Below are 17,555 nucleotides of genomic sequence, written 5' to 3'. Positions count from 1 at the left end.
TTGGATACACAGGTGTATCCGATACATAGATGTATCGTAAGGTGATCCGAGCCCCGGAGTCTGTGTGCGGGGTGTGAGAATGAGAGGCAGGAGGATTCGATGACGACACCCGCCACCCGTAGTCGCGAGAACACGCGAGCCAGGCTTCTGGATGCCGCAGCGCAGGTCTTCGCCGAGGTCGGCCTCGATGGTGCATCCGTCGAGGCGGTCTGCGACCGTGCCGGATTCACGCGCGGCGCCTTCTATTCGAACTTCGAGTCGAAGGATGAGCTGTTCCTGATGCTCGCCGGAAGCGTCGCCGAGCAGCGCGTCAACGCCGTGCGCGCCCGCGTCGAGGAGATCGCCGCCGACGGCGGCCTCTCGGAAGGGTGCGATCCGGTCGAGCTGGTGCAGCAGATCATGGATGCAGGAGGCGACGACCGCCTCGGCGTGATGCTCATGAGCGAGATCCGCATCCGTGCACTGCGGGACGCGCAGTTCGGTGCCGCCTACCTCGTGCAGGAGCGCGAGATGGTCTCGAGCATCGCCGTCATCATCACCGACATCGTCTCGGTGAGCTCGCTCGAGCTGAAGATCCCGGCAGACGAAGCGGCGCGCATGCTGATGATCATCTGGGAGGGCATGACCGTTCGCGGCGCGATGGCCGGTCAGGACTCCGACCAGCTGCGCCACTCGGGCAGTGAGGAACTCGGAAGGCTCGTGCAGCTGCTCCTCGCCGAGTGACCCCGTCCGGCACAAATGCATGCCGGGATGACGGATGCCTGCTGAGACGGGCGATCGCGACCTGCATCCGTGATCTTGGCATGCAGGTGAAGCGTGAGGTCAGCGCGCGTCGAGCACCGCGTAGCACCGCGCGAGGCGATCGAGCCACCAGTCGCGACGCTCGTCCGAGGCTGCGAGACGCGTGAGCGCCGCTGCATCCGGGGTGACGCGCGCTGCGGGGATCGAGCCGTCGACGGGGCGGCGGTCGGCGACGTCGTCGAGGAAGAGCGACGCGGTGCCGAGCCCGCAGTCGTAGTCGAGGGTCGGGAGGGCGGCCGCGAGAGCCGCGCCCTGAGAGAGACCGACCGCGGTGTCGAGCGCGCTGGAGACCACGACCGGCAGACCCGCGGCGGTGATGATCTGCAGCGCGTGTGTGATGCCGCCGAGCGGCTGGGCCTTGATCACGAGCAGGTCGGCGGCCTTCTCGCGAGCGACCGCGAGCGGGTCGGACGACTTGCGGATGCTCTCGTCGGCGGCGACCGGGATGCCCATGTACTTCACGCGGGTGCGCACCTCGGCGAGTTCGGGCACCGTGGCGCACGGCTGCTCGACGTACTCCAGATCGAACTCGTTGAGAGCGTGCACCGCGTGCTCGGCCTCGTCGACGTTCCACAGTCCGTTGGCGTCGATGCGGATGCGACCCTCGGGACCCATGACATCGCGCACTGCTCGGACTCGGTCGATGTCGTCGGTGAGCGTCTGCCCGGGCTCCGCGACCTTGACCTTGGCGGTGCGGCATCCGGCGAATCGCGCCAGCACCTCCGCCACCCGCGATGCCTCGATCGCCGGGATCGTGGCGTTGACCCCGATCCGCTCGCGCAGCGGCTCGGGCTGCGGCCTCCAGGCGAAGTCGATCGCAGCCGCGAGCCAGGTCGCCGCCTCCGCGTCCTCATACTCGAGGAACGGGGAGAACTCCGCCCAGCCCTGCGGTCCTTCGAAGAGCAGCGCCTCCCTGGTGTCGACCCCGCGGAATCGGGTGTGCATCGGCAGCGCGACGATCCGGGCCGAGCTGAGCAGGTCTGCGAGCGGTGGGAGCATGTGCTCATTCTGCTCTGTGCCCGCGCGCGGACGGCATCCGCCGTGCCGAAGGGGGTGAGTCAGGTCAGTCGCTTCTGCAGCTCGCCGAGTCGCTCGCTCGGCCGGAAGCCGAGCAGCGTGTTGACGGCGAGCATGTGCGCGTTGGACTCGGCGTTGTAGGTGTAGACCGCTGTCGTTCGGGGCGCCTCGCGGTGCAGCATCCGCAGATTGGCGACCTTCACGGCGAGGCCGAGCCGATGCCCGCGGTCGGCCGCGCGCACGAGGGTTCGCCACTGGTAGGCGTTCCCGTCGTCGCGGGAGACCACCAGCTGGGAGTACGCGGCCGCGTCGCCGTCCGGAGCGAGGGCGATGGTGCCGAACGAGAGGCGCCGCTGTCGGTCGATCAGCTCCTCGCTCTCGCGGATGCTGTCGACATCGGGCTTCTGCGGCTCGATGTCTAGTTCGCCGGTCGGTGCCTCGGTCTCGAGAGTCGCGTCGAGGATCGTCCAGCGTTCCACGACGTCGTCGGGGACGCGACCGACCCAGCTGCGGAGCTCATAGCCGTCGGTCGAGCCGGCGATGTCGGTCTCGAGCCGATCGAGCAGTGCGGGATCGACGGGCAGGTCGAGTCTGCTCTGCACGTCGCCGAGGGCGAGCGCGTATCCGTGCGCGCGGGCGAACTCGCGCCCGGGGGAATCGGCTCCCTCCGATCCGCGTTCGTAGGGCCAGGACGTCGAGCCGTGCGCGGTGGTCCGGGCGGATGCCACGGCTTCGCCCTCAAGGAACGCCAGCGCGGCCGATCCGATGCCGCGTCGTCGGTGGCGCGGCGGCACGCTCACCGCCAGGTGGGCTGTGTGCGTGTTGTCTTTGAGTGGCAGAGCGAGGCTCGCGGAGCCGACCACCTCATCGCCGTCGCGCAGCAGGTAGGCCCGCCGATCGACGACGGCGGATTCCTGCTGCAGCTCGCTGCGGGATTCCGCGAGCGACCACACGACAGCGTCCGCACCGCGGTCCGCGCGCTCGGCTGCCGAATACGCCTCCCACCAGGCACCCATCTCGACAGGATCGAACGGATCGATGCGCGAGATCTCGATGGCCATGCGCCCACGGTACTTCGTGGACGTGACTGACGGGCGCTACATAAATGTGTGATTGACAATAGTGTGTGACACACAGTACTGTGACGGACATGAACGAAACCCTCGACACGCATCTGCAGGAATTGCGTCGCGGCACCGTGGTGCTGGCCTGTCTGCAGCTGCTGCGCACGGCGGGGTACGGCTACGCGCTGCTCGAGGAACTCGAGCGCCGAGGCTTCGCCACCGACGCGAACACGCTGTACCCGCTGCTTCGCAGGCTCGAGAAGCAGGAGTACCTCACGAGCGAGTGGAACACCGACGAGGCGCGGCCGCGCAAGTTCTACCGCACCTCGGAGGCCGGCATCCGGCTCGCCGACACCCTGACCGAAGAATGGCGATCGCTCACGACTGCGATCGCGACCCTCACAGCTGAGGAGAACTGACATGAACACGACCGCCACGCTCACCGAGCGATACATCAGCGCCACGATCCGCAGCCTCACCCCCGAGGTGCAGGGCGACGTGCGCGCCGAACTCGAAGGCTCCATCGCCGACGCGATCGATGCCAGGCTCGAGCAGGGCGAGGCCCCTGAGGACGCCGAGCGCGCGGTCCTCACGGAGCTCGGCGATCCCGGCATCCTCGCCGCCGGCTATGCCGACCGTCCGCTCCACCTGATCGGCCCGAAGTACTACCTCGTGTGGTGGCGCCTGCTCAAGCTGCTGCTCTGGATCGTCCCGGTGTGCGTCTTCGGAGGGGTGGTCCTCGGGCAACTGCTCGACGGTGCTCCGACCGGCGAGATCATCGGCACCGCGGTCGTCGCGACACTCGGCTCGGTCGTGCACATCGGCTTCTGGGTGACGCTGGTCTTCGTCATCCTCGAGCGCGCCGGCACGGACACCGGTGTGAAGTGGGATGTCGATCAGCTTCCCGAGCCGACGCAGAACGGCGCGGGGCGGGCAGATGCGATCGCCTCCCTCGTGTTCCTGGCTCTCGGGGTCGGCGCGGTGTTCTGGGACGCACTCGTCGGCTTCTTCCCGACCGGCGGCGACCCGATCGCGATCCTCGACCCGGGGCTCTGGCCGTGGGGCATCACGTTCTTCTTCGTGCTGTTCGCCGCAGAGGCGCTGCTGGCGGTCGTGGTCTACGCGAAGCGACGGTGGACGGTCGGTGCTGCGGTGGTCAACACACTGCTCGCCGTCGTCTTCGCCGCCTGGTCGATGACGCTGCTGCTGCAAGGAGCGCTGATCAACCCCGAGTTCCTGAGCTTCGTCTTCACCGACAGCGGTGTGACCGACGAGACGATGCGCATCCTCACAGTGATCACAGGGTTCTGCCTCGTCGCCTTCCCGACCTGGGACATCGTCGACGGCTGGATCAAGACCGCTCGCGCTCGCCGCATCTGAACACGGAGCACAGACGGCGTCGCCTGCTCGCAGGTGGCGCCGTCTGCGTCTGCAACCTCCACAGGAATAGGCTGGATGCTGTGACCAGCGCATTCGTCTCAGACCTGTTCGACCCGGACGAATGGGTGCTCGCGCCCGGTGCCGAGGACTACACCGACATCACGGCGCATGTGAGCATCGATGGCGGGGTCGCCCGCATCGCGTTCAACCGCCCGGAGGTGCGCAACGCCTTCCGCCCGCACACCGTCGACGAGCTGTATCGAGCGCTCGACGATGCACGGCAGAATCCGCGCATCGGCGCCGTGCTGCTGACGGGCAACGGTCCGAGCCCGAAGGACGGGGGCTGGGCGTTCTGCTCCGGCGGCGATCAGCGCATCCGCGGACGCGACGGCTACAAGTACTCCGACGACGAGACGACCGTGCACGATCCGGCCCGCGCCGGCCGCCTGCACATCCTCGAGGTGCAGCGGCTCATCCGCTTCATGCCCAAGGTCGTCATCGCGGTCGTCCCCGGTTGGGCTGCCGGTGGAGGGCACTCGCTGCACGTCGTGTGCGACCTCACAATCGCCTCTGCCGAAGAAGCGCGGTTCAAGCAGACCGACGCCGACGTCGGGAGCTTCGATGCGGGCTACGGCTCGGCGTACATGGCCAGGCAGACGGGACAGAAGTTCGCTCGAGAGGTGTTCTTCCTCGCCGAGGAGTATTCGGCGCAGCGCGCTTACGAGGCCGGTGCCGTGAACCGTGTCGTGCCGCATGCGGAGCTCGAGCGCGAGGCGCTGAAGATGGCGCGCACCGTGCTCACCAAGTCGCCGACCGCGATACGGATGCTGAAGTTCGCGTTCAACGCCGTCGATGATGGACTCGTGGGCCAGCAGGTGTTCGCGGGGGAGGCCACGCGCCTCGCCTACGGCACCGACGAGGCCGTCGAGGGGCGGGACTCGTTCCTCGAGAAGCGGGATCCGGACTGGACCTCGTTCCCCTGGCATTACTGATCCTGGAACGACGGAGCGGAGCGAGGATCACATGGTCGCGTTGAGATCGACGGATGCCGAGGATCCGGCTGAGCTCCGTGAGGCTCTCGCCCGTGCGCTCGACGGCGGCCCTGCGCTCGGATTCGGCATGCTCGGAGACGCCCCGAGCTGGGTGTCCGAGGGTACCGCGGTCGTGATCGCGACGTCGGGGTCGAGCGGCATCCCCAAGCGCGTCGCCCTGAGCGGTGAGGCCCTGCGTGCGAGCGCGGATGCCACGGCAGCGCGGATCGGTGCGGGCCGCTGGCTGCTCGCCCTCCCCGCGGGCTACGTCGCGGGGCTCCAGGTCGTCGTGCGGTCTCTGGTCGCGGGCACGCATCCGGTCGCTCTGAGCGGACGCTTCTCGCCGGCATCCTTCGCCGAGTCGACGCTGTCGATGCTCCGACCGTCGTCGGGGGCATCCGGCTCCCTGCCCGACCTCTACACGTCCCTCGTGCCCGCCCAGCTCTCGACCCTGCTCGACGCGGCGGACGATGCGCCCGTACGTGCCGCGCTCCAGGCGTACCGCGCGATCCTCGTCGGCGGTCAGGCGCTGCCCGAGCCGCTGCGCGACCGCGCGGCCGATCTCGGGATCCGGCTGGTGCGCACCTACGGCTCCACGGAGACCAGCGGAGGATGCGTGTACGACGGCGTCCCGCTCGACACCGTCGGCGTGCGGACGGTCGACGGCGAACTGCGCATCGCCGGTCCGATGCTCGCCGACGGGTATCTCGGTGACGGTGAGCTGACGGCGAAGAACTTCTCGCACGACGAGCACGGCATCCGCTGGTATCACACCGGCGATCTCGGGCTCCTGGACGACGGCGTGGTGCGGGTGCACGGCAGAGCCGACAACGTGATCGTCTCCGGTGGCCTCAACATCTCACTCGACCGCGTCGAGAGGCTGGTGCGTCGCGTCCCCGGGCTCACCGGAGCGGTCGTGGTGGGTGTCGAGGACGAGCACTGGGGTGAGGCCTCGGTGATCGTAGCTCCTCGTGGCGAGGCTCTGCGGCGCAGCGAGTCCGAGCAGCTCGCGCATGCTCGGGACGTGGTCGCCGAAGAACTCGGCAAGCACGCGAGGCCCACGCGGCTGATCCTCGTCGACGAGCTCGATGTGCTCTCGTCGGGCAAGCCCGATCGCGAGGCGATCAGACGAGCCGTCGCCGAGCTGCACTGACCGTCGATTCGCCGGGGCGGGAAACCTCCTGCAAGAGTGAGGCATGGCCACCTACACGCACGGACATCACGAGACCGTCCTCCGCTCTCACAGCAGTCGCACCATCGCGAACTCGGCGGAGTACCTGCGCCCGCACCTCACGGCCGGCACGAGGCTTCTCGACGTCGGAGCGGGGCCCGGGAGCATCACGGTCGACTTCGCCGGCGTGGTCGGCCACGTCACGGCCACCGAGATCGATGAGAACGCGCTCGCGCTGTCGCGTGGCCTCGCGGCGAGTCAAGGTCTCACGAATCTCGACTTCTCGGTCGAGGACGTCCACTCCCTGAGCTTCGCCGACGACAGCTTCGACGTCGTCCACGCGCACCAGGTGCTGCAGCACGTCGGCGATCCCGTGCAGGCGCTCCGTGAGATGCGCCGGGTCACGGCGCCGGGCGGGGTCGTCGCCGTGCGCGACGCCGACTATGCGGGCTTCATCTGGTTCCCGGTGATCCCCGAGCTCGACCGCTGGCTCGACCTCTATCGACGAGCCGCGCGGGCGAACGGCGGCGAACCCGATGCGGGCCGTCGACTGCTCGCCTGGGCGCGGGCCGCCGGTTTCGACGACATCACGGCGAGCACTTCCACCTGGACCTATGCGACGCCGGAGGAGCGCGCCTGGTGGGGCGGCATGTGGGCCGACCGCATCCTCGAGTCCGCGCTCGCCCGGCAGCTGGTCGACAGCGACATGGCGACCTCCGCGGACCTGCAGGCGATCAGCGACGCTTGGAAGCGCTGGGCCGACGACGGCGACGGCTGGTACCTGGTGCCGCACGGAGAGATCATCGCGCGCGCCTGACGCATCCGGCGGATACATCTGCAGGCGGATGCGGGGCGGATGCCGTGCCCCGTAGCGTGGAGGAGTGATCCGCCCGCTCTCCCGCACGGCGCTGATCCTCGACATCGTCGGGGCGGCGCTGCTCTTCGTCATCCTCACCCCGTTCTCCGTCGCCTTCTACGGACCGGGGGCGGGTGGCGTGGGAGTCGACGGTGCAGGCGCCGCAGCAGTCATCGTCGCGGGTCTGCTGATGTGCGGCGGCGTCGCGATCGGCAGACTCGCCCCGGGGCTCGCACTCGTCGCCGCCTGGGCCGGTGCGATCATCCAGATGTCGGCGAGCTTCGGTCCGCTCCCCATCGACCTGGCGATCCTGATGGTGCTCTACGCGACCGCTGCCTGGGGCTCGCGGGTCGTGCTCTGGTGGGGTTTCGGCTCGGCGCTCTTCGGTGGCCTCGTCGCCGCCGTCTACATGGTGGCCGTCAACGGTGTCGCCTCCGGTGCGAGCGGCTGGGATCAGCTGACGACCGGCACGCTGCTCCTCGTTCTCTCGGTGCTCGCGCTCGGGTTCGCCTGGGTCTGCGGCCTGCTCTGGCGCGTGGTCCTGCGTGCACGGAGCACCAGGTCTGCGCAGCTGCAGGCGGAGTCTCTCGCAGCCGAGGAGCAGGAGCGCGTGCGCATCGCCCGCGACATGCACGACATCGTCGCGCACTCTCTCGCCGTCGTGATCGCGCAGGCGGACGGCGCCCGGTATGCCGCCGCAGCGAAGCCGGAGATGGCGACCGAGGCGCTGGGCACCATCGCCCAGACCGCGCGCGGGGCGCTGAGCGACGTGCGGCTGCTGCTCACGCAGCTGCGCCACCGGCAGGGAGACGGCCCGCAACCGACCCTCGCCGACCTCGAAGCACTGTTCGCTCAGGTGCGGCAGGCGGGCATCGAACCGCGCATCACGGTCGATCCCACTCCTCCCGGCGAACCGCCCGGGGCGATCCAGCTCGCCGTGTACCGGATCCTGCAGGAGGCGCTCACCAACGCCATCCGGCATGGCGACGGCGCAGTCGACGTGCACCTCGCGTGGCTCCCCGAGCGGGTCGACATCCAGGTGCGCAACACCGTCGGCCGCGAGCAGACGCAGGGGAGCGGCGGGCACGGCGTGATCGGCATGCGCGAACGCGCCCAGCTGGTCGGCGGTAGCCTTCAGGCGGAGCGTCAGGGCGTGCAGTTCGTCGTCCACGCCTCGCTGCCGATCGGAGAAGCCGCATGATCAGAGTCGTCCTCGTCGACGATCAGTCGCTCTTCCGCGCCGGCATCCGCATGCTGCTCGCATCACAGCCGGACATCGACGTGGTCGGTGAAGCCGGAGACGGGCGCGAGGCGATCGAACTGGTCCGCGTGACCCGACCGGACGTCGTGCTGATGGACATCAGGATGCCGGTGATGGACGGTCTCACCGCGACAGCGGAGATCCTCGGGCAGCCCGACCCGCCGAAGATCGTGATGCTGACCACGTTCGACCTCGATGAGGCGGCGGCCCGCGCTATCCGCCAGGGAGCCAGCGGCTTCCTGCTGAAGGATGCGGATCCCGAGTTCCTGCTCGCCGCGATCCGCACCGTCCACTCCGGGTCGAGCGTGATCGCGGCATCCGCCACGCGCGAGTTGTTCGAGCACTTCGCCGAGGCTCCGAAGCCGGTTCCCGCCCAGTTCGCGTCGCTGACCGATCGTGAGCGCGAGATCTTCGCGCTCGCCGCGAGGGGGCTCTCGAACTCCGAGATCGCCGCCCGCGAGTATCTCAGCGAGGCCACCGTGAAGACGCACATCAGCCGCATCCTGACGAAGCTGGCCCTGCGCGACCGTGTGCAGCTCGTCGTCTTCGCGTTCGAGCACGGACTCGCCTGACTCGAGGTCGATCGCGGGATCATCCTTGCGATGTACGCGGATGCGTCGCCAGGGCGACGCGGCGACGGGGGAGCGCTCCGTAGCGTCGAAGCATGGAGATCACGACCACCGACCTCGGGCTCGCGGCCCGCGTCCAGCACCTCGACAAGACCTACGGCGCCGGCGAGGGAACCGTCCGCGCGCTCGACGACGTCAGCGTCGGCATCCGCCGCGGTCAGTTCACCGCGATCATGGGCCCCTCCGGCTCGGGCAAGTCCACGCTCATGCACATCATGGCGGGCCTCGACACCCCCACGCAGGGACGCGCCTGGATCGGAGACACCGAGATCACCGGCCTCGGCGACCTCGATCTGACGATCCTGCGCCGCCGCCGCGTCGGCTTCATCTTCCAGGCATTCAACCTGGTGCCGACTCTCACGGCGCTCGGAAACATCATGCTGCCGTTCGAACTCGACGGCCGACGCCCCAGCGCGATCGAGAAGGCCCGCATCGACGGACTGATCGAGACGCTCGGGCTCGGCTCCCGTTTGCAGCACCGTCCGCATCAGCTCTCGGGAGGACAGCAGCAGCGCGTCGCGATCGCGAGAGCCCTTGCCACCGCGCCCGATCTCGTCTTCGCGGACGAGCCGACCGGGAACCTCGACTCCAAGACCGGGCGCGAGGTGCTGCAGCTGCTGGCCACGGCGAGCCGCGAGCACGGGCAGTCCATCGCGATGGTGACCCACGACGCGATCGCGGCCAGCCACGCGGACCGCGTGCTCTTCCTCGGTGACGGACGCATCGTCGCCGACCACCCCCGCCAGAGCGCCGAGGAGATCTCGGCGTACATGCTCGCCGCCGAGGTGGCGGCATGAGCGCCGTCATCGACTCCCCGACCCGCACGGTCGTGCCGCAGACCACGGCGACCGGTCCGCGCCTCAGCTGGCTGCGCGACCGCGGCATGGGTGCCAGCATCCTCGTCGCCGCTCTTTCTGCTGCGTTCGGAGTGGTGCTGGTCGAGACCACCGCCTATCTGGGCGCAGTGCTGCAGGCCGACCCGTTCATCGGCGACAGCGAGACCCTCGCCTTCATCGTCGGCCTGCTCTCGATCCTGCTCACGGGCGTCGCGATGTACGTCGCGGCGATCGTCACCGCCAACACGTTCTCGACGATCATCGCGGGCCGCACGCGTCAGATCGCACTCATGCGCCTGATCGGTGCGACCGCTCGGTCGCAGCGCGCGGAGGTGGGGAAGCAGGGATTCGTCGTCGGCGTCATCGGCGCAGCCCTCGGCCTGCTCGCGGGACTGGGAATCGCCGCGATCGGCGTCCAGATCGGCAGCAGCCTCATCGCGAACGTGTCGGAGGGGTTCTCGCTCGCACAGCCGTTCATCGCTCTGCCTGCCGTGGGCGTCGCCCTGACCACATGGGCTGCGGCCTGGGCCGGATCCCGCAGGGTCCTCGCGGTCACGCCGCTGCAGGCGATCGGCGGCTCGGTCGAGCGCACCCACGAAGAGGTCTCGCGCGCCGGTCGCCACATCGGTGCCTGGGTGCTGCTCGTCTCGGGCGCGGTCCTCCTCGCAGCGGGCGTGGTGGTGGGGCTGGTGCATCCGCTCGGTGTCGTCGTCGCCTTCTTCGGAGGACTGCTCTCGTTCACAGGGCTCGCACTCGGCTCGGTGCTGTTCATGCCGCCCGTGCTGCGTCTGGTGGGGCGGATGTTCGGATCGAGCGCCACCGCGCGGCTCGCCGCAGAGAACGCGCTGCGCTACCCCGAGCGGTCGTCCCGCATGGCGATCGGCGTGGTCATGGGCGTCACGCTCGTCACGATGTTCGCCGTCGCGCTCGAGTCGGTCAAACAGATGCTGATAGGCCAGGTCGAGGGCGACATCCCCGCAGAGTTCTTCACGCCGTTCGACGCGTTCGCCGCCGTGATGATGGTCCTCGTGGCCGTGTCGGCGGTCATCGCCGCCGTCGGACTCGTCAACCTGCTCACGATCGGGGTCGTGCAGCGCCGCCGTGAACTCGGGCTGCTGAGATCGATCGGCCTGTCCAACGGTCAGGTGCGCCGCATGGTGCTGCTCGAGGCCACACACATCACGGTCGCAGCCACTCTGACCGGTCTCGTCCTCGGCATCGTCTACGGATGGATCGCGGCGCAGTCGCTGCTCGGCTCGACGCCCACGCTTCCGGACTTCGAACCGGCGGGGCTCGTCGCACCGCACGTGCCCTGGCTGCCGATCGTCATCATCGTCGCGGCGACCGCCGTGCTCACCCTGGTCGCCGCCGCCGCACCGACCAGGCTCGCCACCCGGGTGGCTCCTGTCGAGGCGCTCGCCGCCGACTGACTCGAGCCGGCCGGGGGAGCTGCAGCCGCCCGGGCCCCGATGACTCGGTTCGTCATCGGGGCCTGGGCTCGTGCGGCGTCGTTCTAGGCTGGACGGATGCCGTCTCCGTTCGATCAGTCCACGTATCAGGTGCGCCTCGACTGGGGCGTCGACGGGCTCGACCGTCTCGCGTCCGCCGACGTCGTCGTGGTCGTCGACGTCCTGCGCTTCTCGTCGACGGTGGCGGATGCGGTCGCATCCGGATCGTCGGTCTCTCTCGAGGATGCCGTCGGCTGGTCCCGCAACGGTGCCGCGGTCGCCGCGCGTGCGGCGGAATCCGTGGTGCTCGTCGGCAGCCTTCGCAACGCCTCGGCCGTGGCGCGCGCCGTGGCGACGGTGCAGGAGCGCAGGCAGGCCCGCACCTCGGTCGCCGTGATCGCCGCAGGAGAGGCGGATGCTGCAGGAGTCGTGCGCTTCGCGGTGGAGGACCACCTCGGCTCAGGCGCGGTCATCGCCGCTTTGACGGATCTCGGCATCGACCACACCGCTCCGGACGCGGCGGTCGCCGCTGAAGGATTCCGGGCTCTCAAGAGGGCTCTGCGGCACATGATCAGCGCCAGCGGATCCGCGCGCGAGATCGCTGAAGGTGTGGACGCGACAGGGCGGATCACATCGGCAGGGCTCGTCCCCACGTCGACCGTCGCCGCCGCCGAACTCGACGCGCACGATGTCGTTCCCGTGCTCCGCGACGGGCTGTTCGTCGCCTTCGACTGATACGTCGACCCACTCGGGCAACAGGCCGCGCACTCGGCACCTGTTTCGGCGCCCTCGACGTAGGGTCGTGGCATGAGGTTCGTCCCCGCTCTCGTCCTCGACGCCGTCCTGGTGCTCGTCTTCGCCGTGATCGGTCGTGCGTCGCACGACGAGGATCCCGGCGGATTCCTGCTGACCGCCTGGCCCTTCATCGTCGCGCTCCTCGTCGGCCACTTCGTCGCCGCGCTGCTTCCGGGCAGGCCGCGCCGGCCCTGGTCGCTCGCCTGGGGCGCGGTCGTCTGGGCCGTCACGGTCGTCGGGGGGCTGCTCCTTCGCGTCGCCTCGGGCGACACCGCTCAGGTCGCCTTCATCATCGTCGCGACGCTCGTGCTCGGAGTCTTCCTGATCGGGTGGCGCGCTGTCGCAGCACTGCTCCGTCGCCGTGCGGCACGTGCTCGCGACAACCGTAGTGCGGACGAAAGGGCGCATGACGCGACCCCCGCCGACGCGGACGCAGCCGAAGGGAGCGCAGCCGCAGAGCCGTCGCAGACACGCGACGATGATCCCGACTCGGACCAGCACTCACGCTGACCCGTTCCGAGTGACCGTGCCGGTGCGACGGCGGCTCAGCGCGATATCTGCGCTGCGAGCCGGGTGTCGGCCGTGATCTCGCGGCGCGTCCATTCGAAGAGATAACGAGCGTCGTACGACCGCGAGCACCGCGCGCACGACGTCGCCCGCGAGGGACGCCGGTGGCGGTAGGTGACGTGACCCGAGGGGCATGCACCCACCCACGGTGCGAGCTCGACCGCTGTCTCGCCGTGGTGCGTCGTTCCGCCGACGTAGCCGAGGTCGCGGGCCACCCGCTTCCAGGCTGAGCCATGAGCCGCCTCATGCCCGGCCAGCGCGTGCGCGACCTCGTGCAGCAGCACCTGATGGATCTCGTCGTCCTCGAAACGCGCCGCCAGATAGCGCGACACGGTGATGCGTTTCTTCGTGTAATCGCACTGCCCGGCACGACGCTTCGCATTGTCGAAGCCGAACGACCAGCTGTCATCGAGATGCAGCGTGATCAGTGCCTCGCCCCAGACGCGCACCCGGTCAAGTTCCGCCATGCGATCAGGCTAAGCCATGCCGCCGACATCGCGACGCAGGAACGCGTCAGCCCGAGACGAGCTGTGACGTACGGCGGCGTTCGGCGGCCTCGATCGCGAGCAGAACGGTCTCGAGCTCACGATCCTCTGCGCCTGCTTCACGCCGGAGGAACAGGGACTGCTTGAAGCTCTCGCGGGCCGTCTCGTAGTCGCCGGCCTCGTACGCGTTCTTGCCGTGATGGTGGTGCGCGAAAGCGGCGATCGACACCCAGCGCTGCCCTTCGGCCTCCGCCGCGCAGGTCGCGAGCTCCTGCTCGGCCGCGGCATAGGCTCCGCGGTGCTGCAGGATCGTGGCGTGCAGCACGCGTGCACGGAGGACGTCCTTGCGGGTGCCGGCCATGCGCGACTGGCGGACGGCCTCATCGGCGAGCGGAAGGGCTTCGTCGAGACGGTCGAGGACCTTCAGCAGCCAGACGCGCTCCAGCAGTGCGGGAAGACTGCGCTGGCCCTCGATCTCCTCGAGCCGTGCCGCACATTCACCGAGGTCGACCAGCTCGCGAAGGCTCTCCTGGTCGTAACCCTGGATGAAACTCATTGCTCTCCTTCCGCAGCGTCCCCCGACAAGTGTGCCTCGCGACCGCGCGCTCGTCGGGGCGGCACGCCCCACGGGCTCGCATCCGGATCGAGATCGATGCGCTCAGCGCAGGAAGAGCGATGCGTCCGGGCGGGGGGATGCCACGGCATCCGCATCTGTCACGACTCGCGCGCCCTGCACGAAGGCGGTCACCTCGGCGCCCTGGGCGATCTTGGCCGGATGGGGGCCTGCCGCGAGCATCCGCGGCAGCCACTCGGTGGGCAGCGGTGCGGCCGAGGCGGCGATCACGAGGTTGCCGAAGCGGCGTCCCTTGAGCACCTGCGTGTCGGCGAGGACTCCGATCTCGGGAAGCACCTCCGCGATCGTCGCGACCTGTCGGCGGGCGAAGGCGAGGCCGGGGCCGTCTGCGACGTTCACGAGCAGGACGCCGCCGGGGGAGAGCAGTTCTGCGAGCTCGCGGTAGAACTCCAGGCTGGTCAGGTGGGCGGGCGTCTGCGCACCCGAGTACACGTCCGAGACGACCAGGTCGCAGCTGCCGATGATGGCCGCCGGCAGTCGCTTGACGCCCTCGCGGGCATCACCGATGCGCAGTCGGATCGCGGCGCCCTTGGGCAGCGGAAGGTGCTCGCGCACGAGGGTCGCCAACGGCGCCTCGAGCTCGATGACCTGCTGGCGGGAGCCGGGCCTCGTGGCATCGATGTAACGGGGGATGGTCAGTGCGCCGGCGCCGAGATGCACGGCGGTGAGGGGACCGGTCGGCAGCTGGTCGATCACCGCGCCCATGCGCACGATGTACTCGAAGTGCAGATGGGTGGGGTCGTCCAGGTCGACGTGCGACTGCGGGGTGTCGTCGACGATGAGCTCGAACCCGCTCGTGAACTCCGACGGCACGATGCGCGCGATGCCGCCGTGGTCGAGTCGGGCCTGAGGATGCTCGGTGTCTCGTGCTCGCGTCCTGCCCATGATCCGAGACTACGCGCTCACTTCGCCTGGTTGCCGACCGAGCAGGTGTCCTGATCGACGCTCTGACCCGAGATCTCCGGAGGCAGCGTCGCGCGGGTCTCGGGCACCTCGGACGGGGCGGCGGTCTCGGGGGTCTCTCCGGTCGCGGGCGGGGTCGCGAGTTCGACGCTGCGATTCGTCGCGACGTCGCCCGAGAGCGTGATCGGCTCGCCGGCGATCAGCGCCGCCCAGAGCGGTTCGGCGGCGTCATAGTCGGGAACGACCTTGATCCCCGGGTTGTCGGGGTCGTCCAGATTCGGGTACTGCACGAAGACGAAGTCCGAGAACCGCACGTCCTTCAATGCCAGCGCGAGCTGGGTGAGGGTGAGCGCGTTGCTGAGCGATTCACTGGGCACGATGTTGTCGGCGACCGTGTTCATCAGTCGCAGCACCTTCGACGGATCGGTCAGCGTCTCTGCGCTCAGGATCTTCTTCGCCAGACGCGACATGTACTGCTGCTGGTTCGAGATGCGGGCGAGGTCGCTCTCGTCGCCCACACCGTGTCTGGTGCGGATGAAGGCGAGAGCGTTCGCTCCCGAGACGGTGTGGGTCCCCACGGGTAGATCGATGCCCGCCTGCGAATCATGGATGCCCTCGCCGGCGACGCACACCTCGACCCCGCCGATCGCGTCGGTGATCGCGATCACGCCGTCGAAGCTGATCTTGGCCGCGAACTCAATAGGGATGCCGCTGAGGTCGCTGACGGTCTTCGCGATGCACGAGATGCCGGCGTGGTCGAAGAGCGAGTTGAGCGGTGCCTTCGCCATCGACGACGCGGTCGAGCCGTCGTCGCGCGTGCACTCGGGAACCTCGACCATCAGGTCGCGGGGGAACGACACGACGGTGACGTTGCGGGGAGCCGCCGACACATGCACGAGCAGGTTCACATCGTTGCGTGACCCCTCGTCGCTCTTCTCGCAGCGCTCACCGAGCAGCTGCGTCGAGACCTCTCCGCACTCGTCCGTGCCTACGATGAGGATGCTGAAGGCCTTGTCGCTCGGGTAGGCGCCGAGTGAGGGAGGGGCCACCTCCGCGTCGTCCTCCAGTGCGACCGCGCCCTCGCCGACCCTGTTCAGTACATCGACGAAGACGAAGCCGGCCACGGCGATGGAGGAGACGAGGAGCACGCTCAGCGCGACGCCGAGGAGCTTGAGGAAGGTCGACAGCGCACTCGGTGTCGGCAGGTCGGCATGGCGCGCGACCGTGGTGCGCTTCGCGTCGTCGAGAGCCCCTGACATGCCGCAGAGCCTACCCGCGGAGCACGATGTTACGGCCGCATGACGTTTCTGAGAATAACTTGCAGGGAATTAGTTAGTGATGAATACTTTTTCCTACGTGGTAGGCACCCGATGCCGCCAGGACGTTCAAAGAGGAGAACCCTGATGCACAAGCGCATTCTTCCGGCCGTGGCGCTCGGCGCCGTGGCCACCCTGGGCCTGGCGGCCTGCGCCGGCGGTGGCGCCGACAACGGTGGAGCCGTCGACGGAGAGGGCCAGGAGCTCACCGTCTGGATCATGAAGGGCACCAACCCCGACGCGAGCGCGTTCTACGACGAGGTCTCGGACGCCTTCGAAGACGAGACCGGAGCCACGGTCAAGATCGAGGAGATCCAGTGGGCCGACGCCCACGACCGCTTCGTCACGTCGATCGCCGGTGGCACCACGCCCGACATCGCCGAGACCGGCACGACCTGGACCGCCGAGTTCGCCGACGCGGGCGCGCTCGAGCCGCTCGACGAGTACGTCGACGCCGAGAAGGGCCTGCGCGACGACCTCGTCGAGGGCCTCGCGGTCGCCGGGACCTACGAGGACGAGCTCTACGGCATGCCGTGGTACGCCGGTGTCCGCTCGATCGTCTACCGCACCGACGTGTTCGAGGAGCTCGGCCTCGAGGCCCCGAAGACCTGGGACGACATCGTCACCGCCGGTGAGGCCATCAAGGCCGCCAAGCCCGACATGCTCCCCTTCCCCGTCGCCGGAGACGCCGAGTTCCAGGTCTACCCCTGGGTGTGGGGCGCGGGCGGCGAGGTCGCGACCCTCGACGGCAAGACCTGGACGAGTGAGCTCGACAGCAAGGAGTCGCAGGCCGGCATCGAGTTCTACACGGGACTCGCGACCGAGCACGGCTTCTCGTCGGCCGGCGCCACCACGTGGAAGGAGACGGACCTCCGTGACTCGTTCACGCAGGGCAACGTCGCCATGATGCTCTCGGGCTCGTGGACTCCGAAGGCTCTGATCGAGGCGAACCCCGAGCTCGATGGCAAGATCGGCGCCGCTGTGATCCCCGGTGAGGACGGCGGAATCGCTCCGTCCGTGCTCGGCGGCTCGCACCTGTCGGTCTTCAACACGACCGAGAACGCCGACCTCGCGTGGCAGTTCGTCAAGCTCATGACCACGGGCGAGTTCGCCGAGAAGTGGGCCGACGAGACCGGATACTTCCCCGGAGTCCAGTCGGCGATGGAAGAGGCCCTGGCCTCGACCGACCCGCTCGTCGCTCCGTTCGCGCAGCAGATGGTCGAGGGTGGCGCATCCGTGCCGGTGACCCCGAACTTCGGCGCCGTGCAGGCCAAGAAGACCACCAACTCGATGATCCAGGCGATCCTCAGCGGGCAGAAGGACGTCGCCACGGCGACGAAGGATGCCGCTGCTGAGATGAC

19 protein-coding genes are annotated in these 17,555 nt (G+C 68.9%); 13 read left to right on the top strand and 6 right to left on the bottom strand.

Annotated elements, in window-relative coordinates:
* The first annotated feature begins 99 nt into the window (after window positions 1-99).
* On the top strand, window positions 100-723 hold the full coding sequence (locus ASF80_RS07465) for a TetR/AcrR family transcriptional regulator (protein ID WP_056309404.1): 624 nt from the start codon (window positions 100-102) through the stop codon (window positions 721-723).
* Between the two features lie 99 nt (window positions 724-822).
* On the opposite strand, the gene ASF80_RS07460 is transcribed toward ASF80_RS07465, so the two are convergent.
* Complete coding sequence (locus ASF80_RS07460; RefSeq protein WP_056309402.1) at window positions 823-1,800, bottom strand: o-succinylbenzoate synthase; 978 nt, start codon at window positions 1,798-1,800, stop codon at window positions 823-825.
* 59 nt (window positions 1,801-1,859) lie between these two features.
* Entirely contained in the window at window positions 1,860-2,879 is a 1,020-nt protein-coding gene (locus tag ASF80_RS07455; protein ID WP_056309399.1) for a GNAT family N-acetyltransferase, read from the bottom strand.
* Between the two features lie 89 nt (window positions 2,880-2,968).
* Between ASF80_RS07455 and ASF80_RS07450 the strand changes: the two genes are divergently transcribed.
* From ASF80_RS07450 to ASF80_RS07400, 11 genes are all read left to right on the top strand, one after another.
* A complete protein-coding gene (locus ASF80_RS07450) occupies window positions 2,969-3,301 on the top strand; it encodes a PadR family transcriptional regulator (protein WP_056309397.1) in 333 nt (110 codons plus the stop codon).
* A 1-nt stretch (window position 3,302) separates the two neighbouring features.
* On the top strand, window positions 3,303-4,262 hold the full coding sequence (locus tag ASF80_RS07445; RefSeq protein ID WP_056309395.1) for a permease prefix domain 1-containing protein: 960 nt from the start codon (window positions 3,303-3,305) through the stop codon (window positions 4,260-4,262).
* 80 nt (window positions 4,263-4,342) lie between these two features.
* Complete coding sequence (locus ASF80_RS07440) at window positions 4,343-5,254, top strand: 1,4-dihydroxy-2-naphthoyl-CoA synthase (protein WP_056309393.1); 912 nt, start codon at window positions 4,343-4,345, stop codon at window positions 5,252-5,254.
* Window positions 5,255-5,285: 31 nt separating this feature from the next.
* Window positions 5,286-6,446 carry an AMP-binding protein gene (locus ASF80_RS07435; protein ID WP_056309391.1) on the top strand — a complete coding sequence of 387 codons (1,161 nt, stop codon included), beginning with the start codon at window positions 5,286-5,288 and terminating at the stop codon, window positions 6,444-6,446.
* Window positions 6,447-6,489: 43 nt separating this feature from the next.
* A complete protein-coding gene (locus ASF80_RS07430; RefSeq protein WP_056309390.1) occupies window positions 6,490-7,281 on the top strand; it encodes a class I SAM-dependent methyltransferase in 792 nt (263 codons plus the stop codon).
* Window positions 7,282-7,345: 64 nt separating this feature from the next.
* The gene (locus tag ASF80_RS07425; protein ID WP_056309388.1) at window positions 7,346-8,521 is read left to right on the top strand and encodes a histidine kinase; all 1,176 of its coding nucleotides are present in this window, start codon (window positions 7,346-7,348) and stop codon (window positions 8,519-8,521) included.
* A complete protein-coding gene (locus ASF80_RS07420; RefSeq protein WP_056309386.1) occupies window positions 8,518-9,153 on the top strand; it encodes a response regulator in 636 nt (211 codons plus the stop codon). Before ASF80_RS07425 ends, ASF80_RS07420 begins: the two co-directional genes overlap by 4 nt.
* A gap of 92 nt (window positions 9,154-9,245) precedes the next feature.
* Window positions 9,246-10,007 (top strand): ABC transporter ATP-binding protein, encoded by a 762-nt coding sequence (locus ASF80_RS07415; RefSeq protein WP_056309384.1) that lies wholly within the window; start codon window positions 9,246-9,248, stop codon window positions 10,005-10,007.
* Window positions 10,004-11,476 (top strand): ABC transporter permease, encoded by a 1,473-nt coding sequence (locus tag ASF80_RS07410; RefSeq protein ID WP_056309382.1) that lies wholly within the window; start codon window positions 10,004-10,006, stop codon window positions 11,474-11,476. The genes ASF80_RS07415 and ASF80_RS07410 overlap by 4 nt, the downstream gene beginning before the upstream one ends.
* Before the next feature lie 96 nt (window positions 11,477-11,572).
* Window positions 11,573-12,229 (top strand): 2-phosphosulfolactate phosphatase, encoded by a 657-nt coding sequence (locus tag ASF80_RS07405; protein ID WP_056309380.1) that lies wholly within the window; start codon window positions 11,573-11,575, stop codon window positions 12,227-12,229.
* Window positions 12,230-12,301: 72 nt separating this feature from the next.
* Entirely contained in the window at window positions 12,302-12,799 is a 498-nt protein-coding gene (locus ASF80_RS07400; RefSeq protein ID WP_056309378.1) for a DUF3054 domain-containing protein, read from the top strand.
* 35 nt (window positions 12,800-12,834) lie between these two features.
* On the opposite strand, the gene ASF80_RS07395 is transcribed toward ASF80_RS07400, so the two are convergent.
* The 4 genes from ASF80_RS07395 to ASF80_RS07380 form a co-directional block, all read right to left on the bottom strand.
* Window positions 12,835-13,323 (bottom strand): SprT-like domain-containing protein, encoded by a 489-nt coding sequence (locus tag ASF80_RS07395; protein ID WP_056309376.1) that lies wholly within the window; start codon window positions 13,321-13,323, stop codon window positions 12,835-12,837.
* A 46-nt stretch (window positions 13,324-13,369) separates the two neighbouring features.
* On the bottom strand, window positions 13,370-13,897 hold the full coding sequence (locus tag ASF80_RS07390; RefSeq protein WP_056309374.1) for a hypothetical protein: 528 nt from the start codon (window positions 13,895-13,897) through the stop codon (window positions 13,370-13,372).
* A 102-nt stretch (window positions 13,898-13,999) separates the two neighbouring features.
* Window positions 14,000-14,860, bottom strand: coding sequence for a spermidine synthase (locus ASF80_RS07385; protein WP_056309373.1), 861 nt, complete (start codon window positions 14,858-14,860; stop codon window positions 14,000-14,002).
* Window positions 14,861-14,877: 17 nt separating this feature from the next.
* On the bottom strand, window positions 14,878-16,137 hold the full coding sequence (locus ASF80_RS07380) for an LCP family protein (RefSeq protein WP_056309370.1): 1,260 nt from the start codon (window positions 16,135-16,137) through the stop codon (window positions 14,878-14,880).
* A 144-nt stretch (window positions 16,138-16,281) separates the two neighbouring features.
* Here ASF80_RS07380 and ASF80_RS07375 point away from each other — a divergent pair.
* Window positions 16,282-17,555, top strand: a 1,274-nt coding sequence (locus ASF80_RS07375) for a sugar ABC transporter substrate-binding protein (RefSeq protein ID WP_056309368.1), incomplete at its 3' end; no start/stop codon positions are given.

Origin of the sequence: Microbacterium sp. Leaf159 (genome assembly GCF_001423615.1) — a bacterium.
Taxonomy (GTDB): Bacteria; Actinomycetota; Actinomycetes; order Actinomycetales; family Microbacteriaceae; genus Microbacterium.
This window is presented reverse-complemented; position numbering and strand designations above follow the sequence as displayed.